We start from the raw sequence: 410 nt of genomic DNA on the forward strand, positions 1-410 counted from the left end.
ATCCCACCACCGCACCGTGGGGGCCTACGGGGGGGCGGCCCCCGGACAAAACAAGGACAAACGGAAAGAGACCCCCTCTCGCCAGAGAGGGGGCCTCGAACACACCACGAGTAGCGGGGACAGGATTCGAACCTGCGACCTCTGGGTTATGAGCCCAGCGAGCTACCGAGCTGCTCCACCCCGCGCCAAGCACGACCATCAACCTCAGCCCGTGCCGTATTTCCTTGTGAAGAGAACTCTACTGGAGGGTCCAGGACCGGCCGCAGGCGGGGTCCCTCAAGGGCGTTTCCGCTGGTGGGCGAGGCGGGGGGGGCCGGGGCGGGGGGGGGCCCCCCGCCGGGGGGCGCCCGGCGCGGGGGGGGGGGGGGGGGGGGCGCGCCCCCCGGCCCGGCCGGGGCGGGCGCGCCCGT

1 tRNA gene is annotated in these 410 nt (G+C 74.1%); it reads right to left on the reverse strand.

Annotation, left to right across the window (positions count from 1 at the left end):
• Window positions 1–111: 111 nt before the first annotated feature.
• Window positions 112–185 (reverse strand) — tRNA-Met (locus LCD33_RS25070).
• Window positions 186–410 lie beyond the last annotated feature (225 nt).

It is taken from the genome of Saccharopolyspora sp. 7B (assembly GCF_020177435.1).
GTDB classification, from domain to species: Bacteria; Actinomycetota; Actinomycetes; order Mycobacteriales; family Pseudonocardiaceae; genus Saccharopolyspora_C; species Saccharopolyspora_C gregorii.